This is a genomic window from Paraoerskovia sediminicola, from assembly GCF_030296575.1.
Lineage (GTDB): Bacteria > Actinomycetota > Actinomycetes > Actinomycetales > Cellulomonadaceae > Paraoerskovia > Paraoerskovia sediminicola.
This window is the reverse complement of the sequence record NZ_AP027729.1, coordinates 3,430,919-3,448,793: the sequence shown is the minus strand read 5'-3', so window position 1 is coordinate 3,448,793 and position 17,875 is coordinate 3,430,919. Positions and strand designations below refer to the sequence as shown.

At 71.9% G+C, this 17,875-nt stretch carries 14 protein-coding genes, 2 tRNA genes and 2 pseudogenes; 11 read left to right on the top strand and 7 right to left on the bottom strand.

Going from position 1 to position 17,875, the window contains the following annotated elements; genetic code table 11:
• Positions 1 to 62: 62 nt before the first annotated feature.
• Positions 63 to 1,220, bottom strand: a pseudogene (pepN, locus tag QUE47_RS00005) (aminopeptidase N); the annotation flags it as partial.
• A gap of 375 nt (positions 1,221 to 1,595) precedes the next feature.
• Here pepN and QUE47_RS15950 point away from each other — a divergent pair.
• Entirely contained in the window at positions 1,596 to 2,240 is a 645-nt protein-coding gene (locus QUE47_RS15950) for a mycothiol-dependent nitroreductase Rv2466c family protein (RefSeq protein ID WP_286218079.1), read from the top strand.
• A 557-nt stretch (positions 2,241 to 2,797) separates the two neighbouring features.
• Here QUE47_RS15950 and QUE47_RS15945 read toward each other — a convergent pair.
• Positions 2,798 to 3,055: a hypothetical protein gene (locus tag QUE47_RS15945; protein ID WP_286218078.1), complete on the bottom strand. Its 258-nt coding sequence runs from the start codon at positions 3,053 to 3,055 to the stop codon at positions 2,798 to 2,800.
• 249 nt (positions 3,056 to 3,304) lie between these two features.
• On the opposite strand from QUE47_RS15945, the gene QUE47_RS15940 reads away from it, so the two are divergent.
• Positions 3,305 to 3,529: a hypothetical protein gene (locus QUE47_RS15940; protein ID WP_286218077.1), complete on the top strand. Its 225-nt coding sequence runs from the start codon at positions 3,305 to 3,307 to the stop codon at positions 3,527 to 3,529.
• Positions 3,530 to 3,616: 87 nt separating this feature from the next.
• Here the strand turns inward: QUE47_RS15940 and QUE47_RS15935 are convergent, their stop codons facing one another.
• Positions 3,617 to 5,668: a M13 family metallopeptidase gene (locus QUE47_RS15935; protein WP_286218076.1), complete on the bottom strand. Its 2,052-nt coding sequence runs from the start codon at positions 5,666 to 5,668 to the stop codon at positions 3,617 to 3,619.
• A 46-nt stretch (positions 5,669 to 5,714) separates the two neighbouring features.
• Between QUE47_RS15935 and QUE47_RS15930 the strand changes: the two genes are divergently transcribed.
• Positions 5,715 to 6,185, top strand: a complete 471-nt coding sequence (locus tag QUE47_RS15930; protein WP_286218075.1) for a ribose-5-phosphate isomerase — start codon at positions 5,715 to 5,717, stop codon at positions 6,183 to 6,185.
• A gap of 5 nt (positions 6,186 to 6,190) precedes the next feature.
• Positions 6,191 to 7,261 (top strand): Fpg/Nei family DNA glycosylase, encoded by a 1,071-nt coding sequence (locus QUE47_RS15925; protein ID WP_286218074.1) that lies wholly within the window; start codon positions 6,191 to 6,193, stop codon positions 7,259 to 7,261.
• A gap of 13 nt (positions 7,262 to 7,274) precedes the next feature.
• Here QUE47_RS15925 and QUE47_RS15920 read toward each other — a convergent pair whose 3' ends face one another.
• Complete coding sequence (locus QUE47_RS15920; protein ID WP_286218073.1) at positions 7,275 to 8,702, bottom strand: GNAT family N-acetyltransferase; 1,428 nt, start codon at positions 8,700 to 8,702, stop codon at positions 7,275 to 7,277.
• An 89-nt stretch (positions 8,703 to 8,791) separates the two neighbouring features.
• Here QUE47_RS15920 and QUE47_RS15915 point away from each other — a divergent pair, with 89 nt between their 5' ends.
• Both QUE47_RS15915 and QUE47_RS15910 read left to right on the top strand, forming a co-directional pair.
• The gene (locus QUE47_RS15915; RefSeq protein WP_434019706.1) at positions 8,792 to 9,193 is read left to right on the top strand and encodes an MGMT family protein; all 402 of its coding nucleotides are present in this window, start codon (positions 8,792 to 8,794) and stop codon (positions 9,191 to 9,193) included.
• Between the two features lie 93 nt (positions 9,194 to 9,286).
• Positions 9,287 to 10,324, top strand: a complete 1,038-nt coding sequence (locus QUE47_RS15910; protein ID WP_286218072.1) for an LLM class F420-dependent oxidoreductase — start codon at positions 9,287 to 9,289, stop codon at positions 10,322 to 10,324.
• 110 nt (positions 10,325 to 10,434) lie between these two features.
• On the opposite strand, the gene epsC is transcribed toward QUE47_RS15910, so the two are convergent.
• From epsC to QUE47_RS15895, 3 genes and pseudogenes are all read right to left on the bottom strand, one after another.
• A complete protein-coding gene (gene epsC / locus QUE47_RS15905; RefSeq protein WP_286218071.1) occupies positions 10,435 to 11,028 on the bottom strand; it encodes a serine O-acetyltransferase EpsC in 594 nt (197 codons plus the stop codon).
• Between the two features lie 2 nt (positions 11,029 to 11,030).
• Positions 11,031 to 11,965: pseudogene (cysK, locus tag QUE47_RS15900) on the bottom strand (cysteine synthase A).
• Between the two features lie 452 nt (positions 11,966 to 12,417).
• A tRNA-Gly gene (locus QUE47_RS15895) sits at positions 12,418 to 12,491 on the bottom strand.
• Positions 12,492 to 12,643: 152 nt separating this feature from the next.
• On the opposite strand from QUE47_RS15895, the gene QUE47_RS15890 reads away from it, so the two are divergent.
• The 5 genes from QUE47_RS15890 (at position 12,644) to clpX (ending at position 17,874) form a co-directional block, all read left to right on the top strand.
• Positions 12,644 to 12,717: transfer RNA gene (locus QUE47_RS15890), tRNA-Pro, on the top strand.
• 337 nt (positions 12,718 to 13,054) lie between these two features.
• The gene (gene tig / locus QUE47_RS15885; RefSeq protein ID WP_286218070.1) at positions 13,055 to 14,644 is read left to right on the top strand and encodes a trigger factor; all 1,590 of its coding nucleotides are present in this window, start codon (positions 13,055 to 13,057) and stop codon (positions 14,642 to 14,644) included.
• A gap of 328 nt (positions 14,645 to 14,972) precedes the next feature.
• The gene (locus QUE47_RS15880) at positions 14,973 to 15,596 is read left to right on the top strand and encodes an ATP-dependent Clp protease proteolytic subunit (RefSeq protein WP_286218069.1); all 624 of its coding nucleotides are present in this window, start codon (positions 14,973 to 14,975) and stop codon (positions 15,594 to 15,596) included.
• A 76-nt stretch (positions 15,597 to 15,672) separates the two neighbouring features.
• Entirely contained in the window at positions 15,673 to 16,389 is a 717-nt protein-coding gene (locus QUE47_RS15875; protein ID WP_286218068.1) for an ATP-dependent Clp protease proteolytic subunit, read from the top strand.
• A gap of 207 nt (positions 16,390 to 16,596) precedes the next feature.
• Positions 16,597 to 17,874: an ATP-dependent Clp protease ATP-binding subunit ClpX gene (clpX, locus tag QUE47_RS15870; protein WP_286218067.1), complete on the top strand. Its 1,278-nt coding sequence runs from the start codon at positions 16,597 to 16,599 to the stop codon at positions 17,872 to 17,874.
• The last annotated feature ends 1 nt before the right edge of the window (position 17,875 follow it).

The window sequence follows — 17,875 nt, the reverse complement described above, 5'->3', positions numbered from 1 at the left end:
TTGCCCCAGGCGTGCTTGCGGAAGTACGCGGCCACGCCGGCGAGGAACTGCTCCTGCCCGACCCACGCGACGAGCTGCTTCAGGACGGAGCCGCCCTTGGCGTAGGTGATGCCGTCGAAGTTGACCTGGACGTCGTCGAGGTCGTTGATCGTCGCGACGACGGGGTGCGTCGACGGGAGCTGGTCCTGGCGGTAGGCCCAGGACTTCTCCATGGCGGCGAAGGTCGTCCACGCCTCGGTCCACTCGGTGGCCTCGGCGGTCGCGAGGGTCGACGCGTACTCGGCGAACGACTCGTTGAGCCACAGGTCGTTCCACCAGCGCATCGTCACGAGGTCGCCGAACCACATGTGGGCGAGCTCGTGGAGGATCGTGACGACGCGGCGCTCCTTGATCGCGTCGGTCACCTTGGACCGGAACACGTACGTCTCCGTGAACGTCACGCAGCCGGCGTTCTCCATCGCGCCCATGTTGAACTCGGGCACGAACAGCTGGTCGTACTTGTCGAACGGGTACGGCTGCTCGAACGCCTTCTCGTAGAACTCGAAGCCCTCGCGGGTCTTGGCGAACACGTAGTCGGCGTCGAGGTGCTCGGCGAGCGAGGCCCGGGCGAACACGCCGAGGGGGATCGTCCGGCCGTCGGCGCTCGTCAGCTCGCTGCGCTCGACCACGTAGGGACCCGCGACGAGCGCGGTGATGTACGAGGAGATGCGCGGGGTGGCACCGAACGACCAGGTCGAGGCGGCGACGTCCGGCTCGCTCGCGTGGGTCGCGGGCACAGGCTCCGGCGTCGCCTGGTTGGAGACGACCTGCCAGGCGGACGGCGCGGTCACCGTGAAGGTGAAGGTCGCCTTGAGGTCGGGCTGCTCGAAGACGGTGAACATCCGTCGCGAGTCGGGGACCTCGAACTGGGTGTACAGGTACACCTCGCCGTCGGCGGGGTCCACGAAGCGGTGCAGGCCCTCGCCCGAGTTCGTGTACGCGCAGTCGGCGACGACGCGCAGCTCGTTCTCCGCCTGCAGGCTGTCGAGTGCGATCCGGGAGTCTGCGAACACCTCGGCGGGGTCCAGGGATCGCCCGTTGAGGACGACCTCGCGGACCGCGGGGGCGACGAGATCGATGAACGTCGCCGCGCCGTCCTGCGCCGTGAACCGCACGACGGTCGTCGACGAGAAGGTCGTCGGACCGGTCGTCAGGTCGAGCGCGACGTCGTACGTCTGCACGTCGACGAGCGCTGCGCGCTCGCTCGCCTCGGTGCGGGTCAGGTTCTCTCCGGGCACGGACTGCTCCTTGGTGTGGGGTCTCGCTGCAACGGTGTGTGCTGCGGGTGTGCTGCGGGGTCATGCTGCGGGTTTGCTGAGGTGTCGTGCTGAGGTCTCGCTCTGGTGCGGGCACCGGTTCACGGGCCGGCGCACCGGGTCTTCGTGCCGGACGGCGGTGCGGGCCGGCCCGGTCGATCATCCCACCCGGGCAGCGGGCTCGCGCCGGAATGCCACGGCGCCCGTCGAGGTTAGGCCTCGTGGAGCATGACGTGCCACCTCGCAGCCGCGACGGGCCGCCCTGCTCACCGACACGACACCGACCTGAAGGAGACCTCGATGACGCAGGCGACGACGTCCGCCCCGAGCACGACCCCTACCGGTACGGCGACCGCCGACTTCTGGTTCGACCCGGTCTGCCCCTGGGCGTGGATGACGAGCCGCTGGATGGACGAGGTCCAGAAGGTCCGGGACGTCTCGGTGAGCTGGCACGTGATGAGTCTCGCCGTGCTCAACGAGGGCCGTGACCTGCCCGAGGAGTACCAGGCCATGATGGAGCGGGCCTGGGGCCCGGTCCGCGTCGTCATCGCTGCGCAGGCCGCGCACGGCGACGAGGTCGTCAAGCCGCTGTACGACGCGCTGGGCACCAGGATCCACCCCGGCGGGCGCGAGGACCTCGACGCCGTGATCGCCGAGGCTCTCGCCGAGGTCGGGCTGCCGGCGTCCCTGGCCGACGCAGCGACGACCGACGCGCACGACGAGCGCTTGCGCGCGTCGCACGCCGAGGGGATCGGGCTCGTCGGCGAGGAGGTCGGCACCCCGGTCGTGGCGTTCGAGGGCACAGCGTTCTTCGGTCCCGTCGTCACGCCCGCACCCAAGGGCGAGGCCGCAGGCCGCCTCTGGGACGGTGCCCTGCTCGTGGCCGGGACGCCCGGGTTCTTCGAGATCAAGCGGACGCGGACGCAGGGACCCGTCTTCGACTGAGCCGCTCCGCGTGCTGACGGCGACCCGGGGTCGCCGTCAGCGCGCGCGTCGTGGCATGCTTCACGGCAGCGTGGACCCCTGGGTGCCGCGCCCAACCGTCGCGCCCTCCCGGACTGCGACGTCGTCCACGAAGGAGAGTCGATGTCGGGCAGTACCCCGCCCCCGCCGCCCCCTCACGGCGGCGGAGCGCACTCCGAGCCTCGTCGGTCAGGTCGGCACGGCGGCAGTCCGGACCCGTCCGGTGCCGGTGCCGGTGCCGGTGCAGCTGCCGACGAGGCCGCGACCGACGGCGGCACGGAACGCATCGACGTGGTCCCCGCGTCACAGCCCGATGGACCGAATCAGCCCGCTGGCCCGACGTCGGCCGAGCAGGCGGACCACGGCCCTGCGCAGGGCCCTGGGCAGGACTCCGACAGCATTTCGAGGGATGCCGGCCGGTCCGGCGCGACGGTCGACGAGCCCGCTGCCGACACCGCGGCGACGCCGCGGGCGCCGCGCCCGACCATGCCTCCGGCCCCGACCGAGTACCCGGCAGGGTCGGTCGTGCCGCCGGCGGCCTACCCGACGGTGCCGCTCGGTGCCTCGCGGTCGGCCTCGCGGACGACGGCGCGGTCAGGGGCCCAGACAGCGGGACGACCCAGGGCAGGGGCGACCGGTCCGACGGGTGCGACGACCGTCCAGGGTGCTGCAGCCGCTCCGGGCGCGACGCCCGCCACGGGCTCGAACCCGTCGACCTCGACCGGCACCACGCGCCGCCGGCCGCTCGGCGGCGCGGTCATCACGCTGATCATCGTGGACGTCCTGCTCGTGGTCACGGCCATCGTCCTCGGGGTGCTGCTCCTGGGCGGCTCGTCGGGGGAGACGACGGTGGACCGGCCGGAGCCGGAGGAGCTGCCACGGCGTCGCCGACGCCGAGCGGCGACGCGCAGGACCAGGCGATCGACGGCGAACCGTTCAAGTCGCCGTCGGGCAACATCTCGTGCGTCATCTCCGAGGAGGGCGCGGAGTGCGGCATCGCCTCGATCGAGGGCGACCCGCAGACCGTCGAGGGGTGCGACGGCACCGTGGGGCTGCTCGTCCGGCTGACGGCCGAGGGCGTGTCCCAGCCGTGCGTCCCGACGGGCGACGAGCCCGTCGCGGCACCCGCGGTCGTCGGCGAGCTCGCCTACGGGGAGTCGAAGAGCGCGGGCACGTTCGAGTGCGTCAGCGACGAGACCGGGATGGGCTGCCAGGACACGGAGAGCGGCGCCGGGTTCAACGTCCGACGCGCCGGGATCACCACGTTCTGACGCACCCGGACCCGCACGTTCTGACGCACCCGGACCCGCACGTTCCGGCTCACGATTGCTGCGGTCGCTGACCCCGCCGTCGCTCCGTCACCAGATCCGGACGCGCTCCTCGGGGGCGAGGTAGAGCGCGTCGCCGGGCGTGACGTCGTAGGCGTCGTAGAACGCGTCCACGTTGCGCACGGTGCCGTTGCAGCGGAACTCGTTGGGGGAGTGCGGGTCCGTCGCGAGCCGGCGGGAGACCTCCTCGTCACGCCCCTTGGACTGCCAGACCTGCGCCCAGCCCAGCAGGACGCGCTGCACGCCGGTGAGGCCGTCGACGACGGGCGCCTCGTCGAGCGGCGCGCTCAGGGCGATCTCGTAGGCCTTGAGCGCGATCGAGAGCCCGCCGAGGTCACCGATGTTCTCGCCGACGGTGAGCGCGCCGTTGACGTGGGTGTCCGCGAACTTCTCACCTACGAGCTGTGCGGGGCGGAACTCGTCGTACTGCGCGATCAGCGCCGCCGTCCGCTTCTCGAACTCCTCGCGGTCGGACGCCGTCCACCAGTCCTCGAGGCGTCCGTCGCCGTCGTACTTCGACCCCTGGTCGTCGAATCCGTGGCCGATCTCGTGCCCGATCACGGCGCCGATGCCGCCGTAGTTCACGGCGTCGTCGGCGTCGGGGTCGAAGAAGGGCGGCTGGAGGATCGCCGCGGGGAAGACGATCTCGTTCATCCCCGGGTTGTAGTAGGCGTTGACGGTCTGGGGCGTCATGAACCACTCGTCCCGGTCGAGGGGCCGCCCGATCTTGGCCAGCTCGTGGTCCTGCTCGTGCTCGTGGGCGCGCCGCACGTTCCCGACCAGGTCGTCGGCCGCGACCGTGAGCGCGGAGTAGTCGCGCCAGCGCTCGGGGTAGCCGATCTTCGGGTTGAACGTGCCGAGCTTGACGAGCGCGCGCTCCTTGGTCTCCTCCGTCATCCAGTCGAGCGCCGTGATCGACCGCCGGTACGCCTCGACGAGGTTCGCGACGAGCTCGTTCATGCGCTCCTTGTGCGACGGCGGGAAGTGCCGCGAGACGTACACCTCGCCTACCGCCTCGCCGAGGACGCCCTGGACGATCGACACGCCCCGGCGCCAGCGGTCCCGGACCTCCTGGGCCCCCGAGAGGGTGCGCCCGTAGAAGTCGAAGTTGGCCTCGACGATCTCCTCGGTCAGGTAGGGCGCCCGGGCCGTGACCGCGTGGTACGCCGCCCACAGCTTCCAGTCGGCGAGCGGCAGCGACGACCACAGCTCGGCGAATCCGGTGCAGTACGACGGCTCGCGCACGACGAGCCGGTCGAACGAGCCGGTCGGCGCGCCGAGCGCACCGACCCAGGTGTTCCAGTCGAAGCCCGGCGCCGACGCCGCGAGCTCGTCGAGGCTCAGCGCGTTGTAGGTGAGGTCCGCGTCCCGGTCGCGCACGACGTCCCAGTGGTGGGCGGCGAGAGCGGTCTCGAGGGCCATGACGCGAGCTGCGGCGTCCGAGGCGGCTGAGCCGTCGTCATCGGCGCCGACGGCTCCTGCGAGAGCGAGCATGCGGGCCACGTGCGCGACGTAGGCCTCTCGGACCTCCGCGTGCTGCGGTTCGCGGTAGTAGGCCTCGTCGGGCAGGCCGAGCCCGCCCTGGGTCAGGTGGACGACGTACGTCTCCGGGTCCTTCGAGTCGTTGTTGACGAAGAGCTCGACGGCGGCCGCAGCGCCCGTGCGCTGGAGGGCGCCGAGGACCCCGGTCAGCTCGTCGACCGAGGAGGCGGCTTCGATCAGCGCGCGGTCGGGGGCCAGGGGCGTGGTCCCGAGAGCCTCGATCCTGTCGGTGTCCATGAAGCTCGCGTAGACGGCGCCGATCTTCGTGCGCACGTCCTCCGGGCCTGCCGGGCCCGCGCCCTCGGCGGTCGCCTCGCCGCACTCGACGACGATGTCCCGCACGTGCTCCTCCGCCTGGTCGTGCAGGGCCCGGAACGCACCGTCCATCGCCCGGTCGCCAGGGATCTCGTGGCTCGCGATCCACCGGCCGTTGACGTGGCGGTACAGGTCGTCCTGCGGGCGGGTGCCGGGGTCGAGCGCGGCGAGATCGATGCCGGAGACGGCGGGGCCGTCGGTGCGCGGTGCGGTGTCGTTCGTCATGCGACCACCCTAGGTGCCCCCACCGACCGTGCGGCATCATGGGGCCATGCGCGTACACATCGCCGCGGACCACGCGGGCTTCGAGCTCAAGACCCATCTCGTCGAGCACCTCCGTGCGGCGGGGCACGACGTCGTCGACCACGGCGCCGACGAGTACGACGCCCTCGACGACTACCCGGCCTTCTGCATCGACGCGGCCGAGGCCGTGGCCACCGACCCCGGCAGCCTCGGCGTCGTGATCGGCGGCTCGGGCAACGGCGAGCAGATCGCCGCGAACAAGGTCGACGGCGTGCGCGCCGCGCTCGCCTGGAACCACGACACCGCGACCCTCGCCCGCCAGCACAACGACGCCAACGTGATCTCCGTCGGCGGACGCCAGCACAGCGTGGACGACGCCGTCTCGTTCGTCGACGCGTTCCTCGCCGAGCCGTTCAGCGGGGACGAGCGCCACCAGCGGCGTATCGACCAGCTCGCCGCGTACGAGGCGGCGCGCGGCTCCGTCGAGCCCACGGACTGACCCGCGTGCCCGAGGGGCACACCGTCCACCGGCTGGCGCACGCCCTGGGCGAGCTCTTCGCCGGGCAGAAGCTCGCGGTGTCGAGCCCGCAGGGACGGTTCGCGGACGGCGCGGCCGTCCTCGACGGCGCACGGCTCGTCGCCTCCGAGGCCTGGGGCAAGCACCTGTTCCTGGGCTTCGCCGCGCCGGGGGCCGTGGAGTCGGACGACGTCCCGGACCTGTGGCTGCGGGTCCACCTTGGCCTGTACGGCGCCTGGACCTTCGCGGGGGACGGGAGCGCCGTCGTCGAGCACGCCATCGGAGCGCCGCGCAGACGCATCGGGGAGGTCGAGTCGGCGGTACCGGATGAGTCCGCGGCAGGCCCTGCGCAACGGTCCGCGGAACGGCCCGCGCCAGCGCCTGAGCCACCCGGCCGGACGGTATCGCCGGACCGGTCCGGTGCGGACTCGTGGAACCCGCCCGAGCCGCGGGGCGCCGTCCGCGTGCGTCTGCTCGGTGAGCACGCCGTGGCCGACCTCAACGGACCCACCGCTTGCGAGGTGATCGACGGGTCCGAGAAGCGGGCGGTCGAGGCGCGGCTCGGCCCTGACCCCCTGCGCGGCGAGGCGCAGGGCGCCGGCCGGTCGGCGGACGTGGAGGCGTTCGTCGCGCGGGTTGGCCGTACGCGGACCGACGTCGGCCGGCTCCTCATGGACCAGGCCGTCGTCGCCGGGGTGGGCAACATCTACCGCGCGGAGGCGCTGTTCCGCGCGGGGCTCGACCCGCTCTCGCCGGGTCGTGACGTCCCCGCAGAGGTGCTCCGCTCGCTGTACGCGGACCTCGCCGCTCTGATGGCCGACGGCGTGCGGACCGGCCGCATCGTCACGACCCGCGAGGAGCACCGCGGCGACGACAGAGTCGCGGGCAGCCACCGGGTGCGGCAGAACACCGACGGTGACCCGGGCGCGGTGCCGCGCGAGCAGTCGTTCTACGTCTACCACCGCGAAGGGCTGCCGTGCCGCGTCTGCGGATCGACGGTGCTGGTGCGCGACCTCGCGGGCCGCACCCTGTTCTGGTGCCCGAGCTGTCAGGTCTGACGACCGGGCACCGTCACCAGATCCAGGAGCACGCCGGGGGCACCGGCCACCCGAAGGCGGTCGAGGCGCGGGCGAGCGAGCCAGGGGTCAGCTCCGTGACGAGCCCCGCGGCGGCGAGCGAGGCCAGGCTCGTCCCGCCGAGGTAGACGGACCCGAGCTCCCGCACGTCGAGGTCGAGGTCGGCGGGCCGGTCCGTCGGCGTGCAGGTCGCGTCGCCGAACGCGTCCGCGACCAGCGCCCAGTGCTGCGTCGCGGGTGTTGGCGCCGGGTGCTCGCCCGCATCGGTCGTCGCGGCGCCGCGCGCGGTGTCGCGCACCGAGAGCACGACGTCGACGTCCGCGGCGTACTGCCGACCGGAGAGTGCGGCGGCCACGTCGAGCACCCGCACCCACAGCGTGTCCTCGACCCGTGGGACGGCGGCCCGCGGGTCGAGCAGAAGCGTCAGCAGCGGGTCGTCGACCGGCAGCCGCGGGACCTTGACCTCGGTCATCAGGTCGAGGTCCAGCAGCAGCCCCCACAGCGCACGCGACGCCGCCGGGTCGAGGGCGACGGCCTCGAAGACCTCGACGCTCCCGTCCGGGCCGGCCTGGCCCCAGCCGAGCGAGCGCCGGAACCTCGCGTAGCCGCGGGGCTCCCCGTCCCGCTCGACGATCACGGTGCGCCACGGCTCCTTGCCGTGGCGGAACGCCGGGATGCTCGCCCAGTACCACGCCGTCTGCTCCGGCGACTCCCGCGTCGCCCAGCCGGGGCGCCCGACGCCTCCGTGGGCTGCGCCGGCCCGACGGTGGAGGTCGGCGACGACGTCGGCGTGCCGCGCCTGGTCCGACGCCTCGATGCGGGCCGTGTGCTGCTCGGCTCCCGGGACGTCCGCGAGGGCCGCACGGCGCGGCACGGTGACGGCCAGGCTGTCGGCCGCCTTGCCGTAGCCGAACCTCCCGTAGATGGTGCTCTCGGACGCGGTCAGCACCGACACGGCCTCGCCGCGTGCGGCGCACCCGGTGTGGTGGTGGTCCATCATCGCGCTCAGAAGCCCGCGTCGCCGGTGCCCGGGGTGGACGCCGACCCAGGTCAGCCCGCCCACCGGGATCTCGCCGCCGGGCACGGGGAATCGCGCGAACGGGTACGAGGACCCCATCGCGACGAGCTCGGTCACGTGCGGCACGGCGCCGTCGACGGGGACGGCGCTCGGGTCGGCGCGGTCGGTCTCGACGCCCCAGGTCCGGTCCCAGGAGACGGGGAGGGGGTGCTCTGCGAGGTCGTCGACGCTGTCGCCCGACGGGAACGCCCAGAGGTCGACCTCGTAGAGCTCGCGTCGTCGTTCGTCGGTGAGCCGGACGAGGCGGTATCCGTCGGGTAGCGACGGCTGTCGCGCCGGTCCTGGCAGGTCCGAGGTCGCTGGTCCTGCTGGTGTCCCGTCGGCGGGTCGGACGTCGTGGCTCATGCCAGCGATTCTCGCGCCGCCGGGCGAGGGGCGCCACGGGATCCCTCGTGCGGCTGGGGCGTGACGGCGGGCGGCGGTAGGTTCGGCGGGTGGCGGACGACGTGAGACCGGGAGACGTGCCGGCGGCGGGCTCGGGTACGGGCTCGCACGGTGGAGCCGACCCGGCCCTCGAGTACCTCGACGAGGTGCTCGCCGTGGTGGAGCGCATCCCGGTCGCGCGGGCGACCACGTACGGCGTCATCGCCGAGGCGGTGGCGCGGGTCCTGGGTCGGGGCGGTCCCAGGCAGGTCGGCACCGTGCTCGCGAGAGCCGGGTCGGGCGTGCCGTGGTGGCGGGTGGTCAACGCTGCCGGGTCGCCGCCCGAGCACCACCGCACCCGGGCGCTCGAGGAGCTCCGCGCGGAGGGCTGCCCGCTGACGCGGGACGGCACCCGGGTGGACCTGCGCCGCGCCGGCTGGGAGCCGTGGGAGGACGAGGAGCCGGCGCGCTAGGCTGACCCAGTACCCCGTACTCACGGTCTCGGGTACTCGCGACGACGTGCGCGAGCCGACCCGCGCCGTCCGACCTCGACGACGAGGAGTCTCATGCGCATCGGCATCCACACCGGCTACTGGTCGGCGGGCCCGCCCCCGGGGATCGAGCAGGCGGTCGCCGCCGCCGACGCGCTCGGCGTCGACTCGGTCTGGACGGCGGAGGCCTACGGCTCCGACGCGTTCACGCCGCTCGCGTGGTGGGGCGCCCGGACGCGGAGCATCCGCCTCGGCACCGCGGTCGCGCAGATGTCGGCCCGCACCCCGACCGCCACGGCGATGGCGGCGCTGACCCTGGACCACCTCTCGGGCGGGCGCGCGATCCTCGGGCTCGGCGCGAGCGGACCGCAGGTCGTCGAGGGCTGGTACGGGCAGGCATACCCCAAGCCGCTGGCCCGCACGCGCGAGTACGTCGACATCGTCCGGCAGGTCCTCGAACGCGGCGCACCCGTCGAGTACGACGGGCAGTTCTACCAGCTGCCGCTGCGCGGGGAAGGCACGACCGGCGTCGGCAAGGCGCTGCGCTCGACGGTCCACCCGCTGCGCGCCGACCTGCCGATCCACCTCGCGGCCGAGGGCCCCAAGAACATCGCGCTCGCCGCCGAGATCGCCGACGGATGGCTCCCGCTCTTCTACACGCCGCGCCTCGACGCGGACTTCCGCGAGCGCCTCGCCGAGGGCTTCGCGAAGCGCGCCCCCGTGCGCTCGGCCGTCGACGCGTTCGAGGTGAGCGCGACGGTCCCCGTCGTCGTGGGGGACGACGTCGAGAAGGCCGCGGACGCCGTCCGACCCTTCCTCGCCCTGTACATCGGGGGGATGGGAGCCAAGGGCGCGAACTTCCACCGGGACGCGATCGACCGGCTCGGCTACACCGACGCCGCGGACGAGATCCAGGACCACTACATGAGCGGGCGCCGTGCCGAGGCGGCCGCCGCGGTGCCGACGGGGCTCGTCGAGGACATCGCGCTCGTGGGGCCGCGCGAGAAGATCGCCGAGGAGCTCGTCGCGTGGGAGCGGACCGCGGTCACGACGCTCCTGGTCCAGGGCGACGCGACGGCGGTGCAGACGATCGCGGGGATCGTCGGGGCATAGTCCGGGTCGGTCCGGGTCGGGGTCGGTCCGGGCGAGACGGACGACGAGAGGGTCGGCACCAGCGGTGCCGACCCTCTCGTCGTCGTGGAGCGCCCGTAGCCGGGCGACCCTCAGATCACGTACTCGATGAGCTGCGACGCGTCCTCGACGGGGGGACGGGGGACCGAACCCTTCGGCAGACGGATCGTGGCGGGCACGCCCACCGCGACCGCGCCGTCCGGCACGTCCTTGAGGACGACCGCGTTGGCGCCCACCTGGGCGTCGTCGCCGATCCACACCGGACCGAGGATCTTCGCGCCCGCGCCGACGACGATCCGGTCGCCGAGCGTCGGGTGGCGCTTGCCGCGGGTCATGGTGCGGCCGCCGAGCGTGGCGCCGTGGAACAGGACGACGTCGTCGCCCACCACGGCCGTCTCGCCGATGACCACGCCCATGCCGTGGTCGATGAACAACCGCCGGCCGAGGACGGCGCCCGGGTGGATCTCGATCCCGGTCGCCGCCCGCGTGGCCTGGGACAGCAGCCGAGCGAGACCCCGGAGGCCAGGCGTGTTCCAGAGGTGGTGCGCGGCCCGGTACGCCCAGATCGCGTGCACCCCCGGGTACGCCAGAGCGACCTCGAGGCGCGAGCGCGCCGCGGGGTCACCGTGGCGCGCCGCGTCGAGGTCCTCGTCGAGGACCTTGATGAAGCGGCGCAGTCTCGACATCGTCAGTCCATCAGGTCCGCGTAGAGGACCGACGAGAGGTAGCGCTCACCGAACGACGGGATGATCGTGACGATCGTCTTGCCGGCGTTCTCCGGGCGCTTGGCGAGCTCGAGCGCGGCGTAGATCGCGGCACCGGACGAGATGCCGACGAGCAGGCCCTCCTCCTTGGCGGCGCGGCGTGCGTACTCGACGGCCGTCTCGGCGTTGACGTCGATGACCTCGTCGTACACCTCGCGGTCGAGGATCTCGGGGACGAAGTTCGCACCGATGCCCTGGATCTTGTGCGGGCCGGGGGCGCCGCCGTTGAGGATCGCGGACTCCTCGGGCTCGACCGCGACGATCGTGACCTCGGGCTTGAGCTCCTTCAGGCGCTGGCCGACACCCGTGATGGTGCCGCCGGTGCCGATGCCGGCGACGACGATGTCGACCTCGCCGTCGGTGTCGGCCCAGATCTCCTCGGCCGTCGTGGCGCGGTGGATCGCCGGGTTGGCGGCGTTCGCGAACTGGCGGGCGAGGATCGCGCCCGGGCGCTCGGCGACGATCTTGTCGGCCTCGTCGACCGCGCCCTTCATGCCGCCGCCGGCCGGGGTGAGGATCAGCTCGGCGCCGAAGGCACGCAGCAGCGCGCGGCGCTCCTTCGACATCGACTCGGGCATCGCGAGCACGACGTCGTAGCCGCGCGCCGCGCCCACCATCGCGAGGGCGATGCCGGTGTTGCCCGACGTCGCCTCGACGATGGTGCCGCCCGGCTTCAGCTCGCCCGACTGCTCCGCGGCGTCGATGATCGCGACACCGATGCGGTCCTTGACCGAGTTGGCGGGGTTGTAGAACTCGAGCTTGCCGACGACCGTCGCGTCGAGGCCCTCGGTGAGCCGGTTCAGACGGACGAGGGGGTGTTGCCGACCAGCTTCGTCACGTCGTCGTAGATGCGTGCCATGTTTCCTCGATCGCTCCTTCGGCCTGCGCGGCCAGTTGGGTTCTGTGCGGTGAGATGGTGCGGGTGGTGGTGCCGGTGGTGCGTCCGGGTGCGGCGGCGAACCTGTGGACCGTGGCTCTCGAGGCCGGACCTGGGGTGCGGGGAGGGCCAGGCAGGCACCGTCGTGGTGCGGCCGCCCTCGGGGAGCGCTGGGTGGTGGGCGCGGACGCCTCGGGCCAACGCTCTAGCGACAGCAGAGACAGCGGTCGCACGCAGGACAGCAGGACATGACGGGGGTGAGCGGCGTGGCGAGCAGGTCGCGCATCGTCCGGTCCCTCCGTCCGTCGTCCTCGGGCTGTCCGAAGACAACCTAACGATGTGTCCAACAGGTGGCAACGTCGTCTCATTCCCGGTCTCGTCCCCTCGGGCGGACGACGAAGGCCCCCGGCGTGGACCGGGGGCCTTCGTGGTGATGGAGCGGGCGGCGAGAATCGAACTCGCGTGATCAGTTTGGAAGACTGAGGCTCTACCATTGAGCTACGCCCGCACGTGACGTCCGAAACTGCTCTCGAGGCGTCCGGTAGAGACGATAGCAAAGGCCCGGGCGACTTCCGAAATCTGTGCGGCGCGTGTCGCTCGCCCCGTGGTCCGGCCGTCCCGCGCCGAGCACTATGCTTCTCGACGTCGCTCGTCGACGGACGGGGTGTGGCGCAGGTTGGTAGCGCGTCCGCTTTGGGAGCGGAAGGTCGCAGGTTCAAATCCTGTCACCCCGACCGGCCGGAGGCCCGGGATCTCGATGATCCCGGGCCTCCGTCGTGTTCGGCCTCGGGCCTCCGTCGTGCGTCGGCAGCCCTGTGCGCAGGGGAGATGTTCACGGGTTTCCCATGACGTAGCATGGAACGGTTGCCCGTACACCCGTCGCGTGGTCCGCCGCGCAGGTGTCCAGCGGCCTCGGAGGCTCAGCGTCCCGAGGTCGGCGGCTCATCGCACGGCGAGGGAACCCGCCGCGGTGTACGGCAGAGATCATCCGGACGCGTCGCCCTGCGCCGCGCCCGCCGCACGGACCGAAGCCGCACGCCGGCGAGCCACGAGCAGTTGGAGATCATCGAAGTGAAGAGTGCTGTCGAGACCCTGGACGCCACCAAGGTGAAGCTCACCGTCGAGGTGGAGAGCGCGGAGCTCGCACCGAGCATCGAGCACGCCTACAAGCACATCGCGGAGCAGGTGAACATCCCCGGCTTCCGCAAGGGCAAGGTCCCCGCGCGCATCATCGACCAGCGCGTCGGCCGCCCGGCCGTCCTCGAGCACGCCATCAACGAGGGCATGCCGGCGTTCTACCGCCAGGCCGCCACCGAGGCCGAGATCCGCCCCATGGGCCAGCCGCAGATCGAGGTGACCGAGGTCCCGATGGAGGCCGACGGGTCGCTGAAGTTCACGGCCGAGGTCGAGGTCCGCCCCGAGATCGAGATCCCCGCGCTCGACGGCGTGAAGCTCACCGTCGCGGCCGCCGAGGTCACCGACGCCGACATCGCCGCGCGCCTCGACGCGCTGCGCGAGCGCTTCGGCACCCTCGTGGGCGTCGACCGTCCCGCAGCCGAGGGCGACTACGTCGTCATCGACCTCACCGCGACGATCGACGGCGAGGAGGTCGACTCGGTCTCCGGCGTCAGCTACCAGATCGGCTCCGGCAACATGCTCGAGGGCCTCGACGAGGCGCTCACCGGCCTCTCGACCGACGAGACGACGACCTTCAAGGCCCCGCTCGCCGGCGGCGACCACGAGGGCAAGGAGTCCGTCGTCACGGTCACCGCGACCGCGGTCAAGCAGCGCGAGCTGCCCGAGGCCGACGACGAGTTCGCCGAGCTCGCCTCCGAGTTCGACACGATCGACGAGCTCACCGACGACCTGCGCAACCAGGTCGCCGAGTCCAAGATCAACGACCAGGCGGTCGAGGCCCGTGACGCGCTCCTCGCCCACCTCGTCGAGGCCGTCGAGTTCCCGGTCCCGCAGGGCGCCGTCGAGGCCGAGGTCCACCGTCACCTCGAGGGCGAGAACCGCCTCGAGGACGACGAGCACCGCACCGAGGTCACCGGCCAGGCGACCGAGGCGCTGCGCAACCAGATCCTGCTCGACACCCTCGCGGAGAAGCTCGAGGTCCAGGTCGCCCAGAACGAGCTGCTCGAGTACCTCGTCGGCGCGTCGAAGCAGTACAACATGGACCCGAACCAGTTCATCCAGTCGCTCGACCAGAACGGCCAGATCCCGGCCATGGTCGGCGAGGTCGCGCGCTCCAAGGCGCTCGCCGTCGCGCTGCGTGACGTCGAGGTCGTCGACAGCGAGGGCAAGGCCGTCGACCTGTCCGAGTTCATCGGGTCCGAGGAGGACGACGCTGCGGACGCCGCGGCCGAGGCCGAGCTCGCCGGTGGCGAGGCCGCCGAGCCCGAGGCGGAGGACGCCGCGACGGCGATCCCCGCCGAGGACGAGGCTCCTGCTGCCGCCGAGAAGCCGGCCGCCACGAAGGCTCCGGCCAAGAAGGCACCTGCGAAGAAGGCACCTGCGAAGAAGGCTGCGGCCGAGGACGAGGCTGCTGCCGACGAGAAGCCGGCCGCCACGAAGGCTCCGGCCAAGAAGGCTCCGGCCAAGAAGGCACCCGCGAAGAAGGCACCCGCCAAGGCGAAGGCCGACGCCGACAAGGCCTGATCGACGGTCTGAGCACAGACCGACCGGCGGACCGACGTCCGCCACCCGCACCACAGGACGGCCCCCGGTACGGCGGGGGCCGTCCTGCGTCGCGTGACCCTCGCCCTCGGGATCGCCGCCCCCGCCCCCGGGTGAGCCGCGCCGTCCGGCACGCCGGGCCCCCGGGTGAGCCGCGCCGTCCGCCACCGCCGACCGGTTTGTGCGCCGAGGGCGAAACGGCCGTGTACGGGGACGAGGACGGCACACCCTGCGCGTTAGGGTCACTGCAACGCCAAGGGCCCGAGCACCCGCAGGGTGCGGACGGCGCACAGGAGACGACCGCAAGGAGATGGACGTGACCGACCAGCTGCCGATGGCACGAGCCGAGGGATCCGGGCTCGCGCTCAACGACTCCATCTACAACCGGCTCCTCAAGGAGCGGATCATCTGGCTCGGCTCGGAGGTCCGCGACGAGAACGCCAACGCGATCTGCGCGCAGCTCATGCTGCTCGCCGCGGAGGACCCCGAGAAGGACATCTACCTCTACATCAACTCGCCCGGCGGCTCGATCACCGCCGGCATGGCGATCTACGACACCATGCAGTTCATCCAGCCGGACGTCGCGACCGTCGCCATGGGCATGGCCGCGTCGATGGGGCAGTTCCTGCTCTCGTCCGGCGCGAAGGGCAAGCGGTACGCGACGCCCCACGCCCGCGTGATGATGCACCAGCCCTCGGGCGGCATCGGTGGCACGGCGACCGACGTCCGCATCAACGCGCAGCTGATCATGCACATGAAGCGCGTGCTCTCCGAGCTGACGGCCGAGCAGACCGGCAAGACCGTCGAGCAGATCAACAAGGACAACGACCGCGACAACTGGTTCACGGCACCCGAGGCGCTCGAGTACGGGTTCATCGACCACGTCGTCGAGCACGCAGGGTCGGTCGCTGGCGGCGGCGGCACGGGCGCCTGAGCCCTGGGTCAGCGCCGACCCGCGCGCCCGCTCCGCCCCCGAACCCGCCCGAACCTCACCACCACCAGGAGACACCGTGAGCATCGAGTCCCAGTACATGTCCACCGCCCAGCGGCTCGCCGGCCCCGCGGGCCTGCAGGCCGCAGGCGGACGCGCCCTCCCGTACGGCGCGCCGTCGAGCCGCTACATCATGCCGCAGTACGAGGAGCGCACCGCGTACGGGATCAAGCGGCAGGATCCCTACTCCAAGCTGTTCGAGGACCGCATCATCTTCCTCGGCGTGCAGGTCGACGACGCGTCCGCGGACGACGTCATGGCCCAGCTCCTCGTGCTCGAGAGCCTGGACCCGGACCGCGACATCATCCTCTACATCAACTCGCCGGGCGGATCGTTCACCGCGATGACGGCCCTCTACGACACGATGCAGTACATCAAGCCGCAGATCCAGACCGTGTGCCTGGGGCAGGCGGCCTCCGCCGCCGCGGTGCTGCTCGCGGCCGGCCACCCGGGCAAGCGTCTCGCGCTCCCGAACGCCCGCGTGCTGATCCACCAGCCCGCGATGGAGGGCGGCGGCTACGCGCAGGCCTCCGACATCGAGATCCACGCCAACGAGCTCATCCGCATGCGGGAGTGGCTCGAGGACACGCTGGCGCTCCACTCGGGGCGCAGCGTCGAGCAGGTCCGCAAGGACATCGAGCGGGACAAGATCCTCACCGCCGCCCAGGCCAAGGAGTACGGGCTCGTCGACCAGGTGCTCGAGAGCCGCAAGCCGGTCCTTCAGAACAAGCCGTGACGAACGCGACCGAACCCGCCTGAAGCGCGGATTTGGTCACAAAACGGCCAGAACGCCCGAACGACCCTCGCGACCCGCCGGGGAGCCTGCTGACAACAGGCCCCCGGTGGTGTTCGATGGGGGGATCGACAGGGCAGCATCGACGACGTCACCCTCGGGTGGGTCCGCCGACGGTGCTGCCGTCAACCGATCACGAGGAGTCGCACCGTGGCCCGGATCTCCGACGGAGCCGATCTGCTGAAGTGCTCGTTCTGCGGGAAATCCCAGAAGCAGGTCAAGAAGCTCATCGCCGGCCCAGGCGTGTACATCTGTGACGAGTGCATCGAGCTCTGCAACGAGATCCTGCAGGAGGAGCTGACCGAGGCCGCCGAGGCCGGGCTCGTGGAGCTCCCCAAGCCGCGTGAGATCTTCTCGTTCCTCGAGCAGTACATCATCGGTCAGGACGCCGCGAAGCGGGCTCTGGCCGTCGCCGTGTACAACCACTACAAGCGCATCCAGGCCGCCGAGGCGACCAGCGCGGTCCACGACGAGGCCTCGGCGGTCGAGATCGCCAAGTCGAACATCCTCCTCATCGGCCCCACCGGCACGGGCAAGACCTACCTCGCGCAGACCCTCGCGAAGATGCTCGACGTCCCGTTCGCCATCGCGGACGCGACGGCACTCACCGAGGCCGGGTACGTCGGCGAGGACGTCGAGAACATCCTGCTCAAGCTGATCCAGGCCGCCGACTTCGACGTGAAGAAGGCCGAGACCGGGATCATCTACATCGACGAGGTCGACAAGGTCGCCCGCAAGGCCGAGAACCCGTCGATCACCCGCGACGTGTCGGGCGAGGGCGTCCAGCAGGCGCTCCTCAAGATCATCGAGGGCACCAGCGCCTCGGTGCCGCCGCAGGGCGGGCGCAAGCACCCCCACCAGGAGTTCATCCAGATCGACACGACGAACGTGCTGTTCATCGTGGCGGGAGCGTTCGCCGGGCTCGACGACATCGTCTCGACGCGCGTGCGCAAGCGCGGCGTCGGCTTCGGCGCCCCCATGGACTCCGACTCGAAGGACGACCTCTTCTCGGAAGTGCGTCCCGAGGACCTCCAGAAGTACGGCCTCATCCCCGAGTTCATCGGGCGTCTGCCGGTGATCGCCGCCGTGTCGCCGCTCGACCGCGACGCCCTCGTCAAGATCCTCACGGAGCCGAAGAACGCGCTCGTCAAGCAGTACGAGCGCATGTTCCAGATCGACGGTGTCGAGCTCACCTTCGAGGACGACGCGATCGGGGCCATCGCCGACCAGGCGCTGCTGCGCGGCACCGGCGCCCGCGGGCTCCGCGCCATCATGGAGGAGGTCCTCCAGCAGGTGATGTTCGACGTGCCGAGCCGCGACGACATCGAAGAGGTCGTCATCACGCGCGAGGTCGTCCTCGACAACGTGAACCCGACGATCGTCCCGCGGTCCGACGGCGGCGCGGCGGCCCGGGAGAAGTCGGCCTGAG